General features: G+C 65.8%; 5 protein-coding genes and 1 pseudogene. All 6 read right to left on the reverse strand.

All coding sequences use genetic code 11. The features are described from left to right. Positions 1 to 246, reverse strand: a pseudogene (locus AC5RV2_RS15530) (flagellar motor switch protein FliN); the annotation flags it as partial. Then, positions 243 to 1,160 (reverse strand): flagellar motor switch protein FliM, encoded by a 918-nt coding sequence (locus tag AC5RV2_RS15535; protein WP_494067488.1) that lies wholly within the window; start codon positions 1,158 to 1,160, stop codon positions 243 to 245. The gene AC5RV2_RS15535 and the pseudogene AC5RV2_RS15530, both read right to left, overlap by 4 nt. A 146-nt stretch (positions 1,161 to 1,306) precedes the next feature. Further along, positions 1,307 to 2,398, reverse strand: coding sequence for an OmpA/MotB family protein (locus tag AC5RV2_RS15540; RefSeq protein WP_494093080.1), 1,092 nt, complete (start codon positions 2,396 to 2,398; stop codon positions 1,307 to 1,309). Beyond that, entirely contained in the window at positions 2,395 to 3,216 is an 822-nt protein-coding gene (locus AC5RV2_RS15545) for a motility protein A (protein WP_494093081.1), read from the reverse strand. The genes AC5RV2_RS15540 and AC5RV2_RS15545 overlap by 4 nt, the downstream gene beginning before the upstream one ends. After that, positions 3,217 to 3,534 carry a flagellar FlbD family protein gene (locus AC5RV2_RS15550; protein WP_494093082.1) on the reverse strand — a complete coding sequence of 106 codons (318 nt, stop codon included), beginning with the start codon at positions 3,532 to 3,534 and terminating at the stop codon, positions 3,217 to 3,219. 259 nt (positions 3,535 to 3,793) lie between these two features. Then, positions 3,794 to 3,981: hypothetical protein (locus tag AC5RV2_RS15555; protein ID WP_494093083.1), on the reverse strand; the 188-nt coding region annotated here is incomplete at its 5' end.

Genomic DNA, 3,981 nt, shown 5'->3' on the forward strand with positions numbered 1-3,981 from the left:
CAGGTCGGCGGCCGAAACCAGCGGGGAATCCGTGCCCGCGGCGGCGGACAGCGCGGCCTGGTCGGCCACCACCAAGGCCACGTCGGCCGAGGTTCCGCCCACGAAGGACCCGACGACGGCGGAGGCCACCTGCCCGGGCAGCGGCCCGCCTTCGTCCTGGCGCACCGCGTAGAGCGGCGTGTTGGTGGGCAGCAACCCCAGGAGCGCGTCGGCGGCAGCAGCCTGAAGGGTCTGGGTCTGTGTCATCGGGCGTTCTCCTCGGTTGTAACAATGACTCCGGCCAGGCGGTTGCCGTTGGCACCCACGGCGGCGTGTGCCAGCCGTTCGCCGTTGACGGCAACATCCAGCGGGCGGTGTTGCGGGTGCGGCAGCGGCAGCAGGTCGCCGATGGCCAGGTCGAGGACCTGGCCGGGCCGGACGCGCATGGGGGCGAACTGCAGGGCGACGTCCACCGGGATCTGCACCAGCTGGGTTTCCAGCAGTTTCCGGGCGTTGGCCGGGCTGCTCATGGCGAACGAATCGCGCAGCTGGGTCAGCAGCACCTCGGCAGGGATGGCCACCGTGGCGGGCGCGGACAGGTCGCCGACCCGGATTTCAAAGGTGGCGACGATCATCAGGTCGTTGGTGGCCGCGGCCTGCGCGAACTGCGAGTTGTAATGGATCTGGTCCAGGCTGATGGGCGTGGTGAGCAGGGAACCCAGCGAGTAGCGCAGGTCCTCCAGCGCGTCCTCCATCAACCGGCTGACCAGTGCCTGTTCAATTTGCGTGAACTTGCGGTCCGGATAGTCGTGGCTGCCGTTGCCGCCCAGCATGTGGTCTACCCACGTCATAGCGGCCGTGGTCGAAAACTGGATCACGGCCTTGCCGGTGATGTCGTCGAGGGCGCAGAGCACCATTGCGGTACTGGCCGGCAACGAGGCCGCGTACTCGTCGTAGGTCTGCATCTGGACCTGCTCCGACGTGACCGTGCAGATCACGCGGACTTTGGCGGTCAGCTGGGTGCCCCACTGTCGGGCGAATGTTTCGAAGGCCAACTCCAGCACGCGGGAATGCTCGCGTGCCAGGGTGGTCGGCCGCCGGAAGTCGTAAACTTCGACGGCTCTGGCCGGCTTTTCGGGCGCGCTAGAGTGCGCATGTTCCTGGACCGTCACAGCAGGCACTATCGGCAGCGTGGTTCGGGATGTTAGGAGTTTGGATAATCCGGGTGGGGTGCCCGCGGCGCGTCCAACACCGGCGGCCCCATGGCAGGGGCGCTCAGTGGTCGGAGGACGATCTAGGCCGGCAGGCCGGTGCCGGCGGCAGGCGCTCAGTCGCCGGAGGATGCCCCGCCGGGCGCCGGCGCATAGGTGGCGTCCGGCCCCGGGCCGCCGCTGCTGCCACCGCCGGTGACCACGTCGCGCCCGGAGCTTCCACCCGGTTCGCCGGCCACGCGCTCGGCAGGTTTGTCCTCGGCGGTCTCGCCCTCGGCCGACTCGGCCTCCGCTTTTTCCGCAGCTTCGGCTTCGGCGGCCTGCTTGGCCAACTTCGCCCGTTCCGCAGCCGCCTCTTTGGCGGCGCCGGCAGGATCCTTCAAGACTTCGGGAATCAGGTTGCGGATGGCCTCCGGCTGGCCGGAGAGCACCACAATGTCCACGCGGCGGTTCATGGCGAGGTCTGCATCGCTCCCGCTGCTGGTCAGCGGCCTGGATTCGCCGAATCCGACGGCGGAGATGCGCTTCGAAACCACGCCGCTGTCTTCCACCAGATGGCGCAGCACGTTCACGGCACGCTCCGAGGAAAGCTCCCAGTCCAATGCGTTCGGGTCCAGGTGACGCACCTGGGCCGTGTGGCCTTCCACCTTCAGCTCGTAGTCGACCGGCCTCAGCACCGGGCCGACCACGTTCAGGATCTTGATGGTCTGCCGGGTGAGCACCGGCGAGTCCGGCTCGAAGAACGTCTCGCTGCCAATCAGGCGAACGGTCAGGCCCCGTTCGTCAAGCTGGAAGCGGACCGCTTTCTCAAGGCCTTCTTCCTGCAACCCCTTGGTGATTTTCTCCTGGATGTTGCGCAGGTCGTTGACTTCCTTGATGGCCACGTCGAGGTCGGTTTTCAGTTCACCCTCGGTGTCCTCTTCGGCGTCACCACTGGTGAACCCCTGCCCCTCCTCGTCGATGAGTTCAGACGGGACCACCACCCCTTCGGCCGTATCAACCGCCTGGGTGCGTTCCACGCCGAAACCGGTGGCCAACGAGTTGGCAAGCTTCTCGAACTTCGCCGCATCCACGGTGGACATGGCGAAGAGCACGATGAACATACACATCAGCACGGTGACCATGTCCATGTAGGAGGCCATCCACCGCTCGTCCGGGTGCTCGTCCTCTTCCGCGCCGAGCGGCCGGCGCGGGCGCCGCGACTTCATGCTGCCTTGACCGCAGGCTTGTCGTCGGACTTCCCGGGTTTACTTTCCTTGGCCGGCTTCCCCGCGCCCATCTCATGCTCCGGAACCATGGCACGCAGGCGTTCGCCCAACAGGCGCGGCTGGCTACCGGCCTGGACGGCCAGCATGCCTTCCATCAGCAGTGTCATGCGCTCGGTTTCCAGGTCGGCCAAGCGCCTCAGCTTGCCGCCGATCGGCAGCCAGATGAAGTTGGCGGAAAGCAATCCCCACAGCGTGGCGACGAACGCCGTCGCAATCATCGGTCCGAGGGTGTCCGGGGTGGAGAGGTTTTCCAGCACGTGCGTCAGCGATACGACGGTGCCGATGATGCCGATGGTCGGGGCGTAGCCGCCCATGCCCATGAAAAACTTGGAGGATTGGCGGTCGGCGCGCGCCTTCGTGCTGATCTCGTCTTCGAGAAGGATCCGCAGTTCCTCGCCGTCGGTGCCGTCGGCGATGTTCTGCAGCGCGCGCTGCATGAACGGGTCCTTTTCCTCGGTTGCCTCTGCGTCCAGTGCCAGCAGGCCCTCGCTGCGCGCCTTTTCGGCCAGCTCGACGACTCGGTCAATAACCGTCTGGGGCTTCGCCACCTTGCCGGTGAAAGCCCGGGGCAACGCTTTGAACGCGTGCAGGCCGTCCCTGAGGGTGGTGCTGGCCAGGCCGACGGCGATAGTTGCACCGAAGACCAGGATCATGGGAGCCGGGATGAGGAGCGCCGAGACGTGGGCGCCCTCGAGGGTGATCATGGCGTAGAGCGAGCCGAAGGCCAGCAGGAGGCCAATAAGTGTTGCGGGATCCATTTACGTATTCCTAGGGCGCAGCGGCACAGTGTTGCCGGAATCCGCGGAGTCATCTTCGGGGGCCGGGGCGGCTGGCGGCACGAGGCCGAGCTGGGGGTGACCGTGCTGGTGGACTGAAGGCGGCAGCTCACGGGCCAGGTGCAGCACGTAGGCGCGGTAGCTGGCGATCATCTCGATGACCTGGCTCATCGTCTCGGTGACGATGTACTTGGCGCCGTCAACCATCACCAAAGTGGTGTCCGGGTTGGAATGGACGCGCTCAATCAGGTCAGGGTTGACCGCAAACTGGCTGTCATTCAGCCGCGTCACTACGATCATTGGCCCCGTCCCAGGTCTCTCGAGGGCTCCGGTGAGCCGCTACCTACTACCTTCGGCCGCACACGGCCCGCGGTTAGCTGCCCAGGCCACTTGTCGCGCGTGTCACGCGGAGAGTGGCTGGACTTGGGTCTAGTACGGGGTTTTCCCGAAGCAAGACGTTCGTTCAGTGACCGCGAAGGCGGCCATGCCTGCTGTTTGGGTGGTAATTCATTCCGCAGCAAAGCTGGACAACTGGCATCGCCAGAGGCCTGCCTCATCATCAGGTGGCTTGGAGTGGTTGGGGTGGGATGTGGGTTTGCCAGTAGGAGTTGCGCAGCGGTTTGCGGCGGGGGTCGATGTAGTCCGGCGGGGTGAACCAGGGGATGCCGTCGACGACGTTGATCTCCCAGTTGCCTTGCTCGATCAGGTCGTGGTGGAGCAGGCAGAGGCATACCCCGTTGTTCACGT

The sequence above is a fragment of the Arthrobacter sp. Y3225116 genome (assembly GCF_059091245.1).

Coding starts and splice junctions, on each gene's coding strand:
- AC5RV2_RS15545 (WP_494093081.1), bottom strand. CDS start 3,216: ATGGATCCCGCAACACTTATTGGCCTCCTGCTGGCCTTCGGCTCGCTC.
- AC5RV2_RS15550 (WP_494093082.1), bottom strand. CDS start 3,534: ATGATCGTAGTGACGCGGCTGAATGACAGCCAGTTTGCGGTCAACCCT.
- AC5RV2_RS15540 (WP_494093080.1), bottom strand. CDS start 2,398: ATGAAGTCGCGGCGCCCGCGCCGGCCGCTCGGCGCGGAAGAGGACGAG.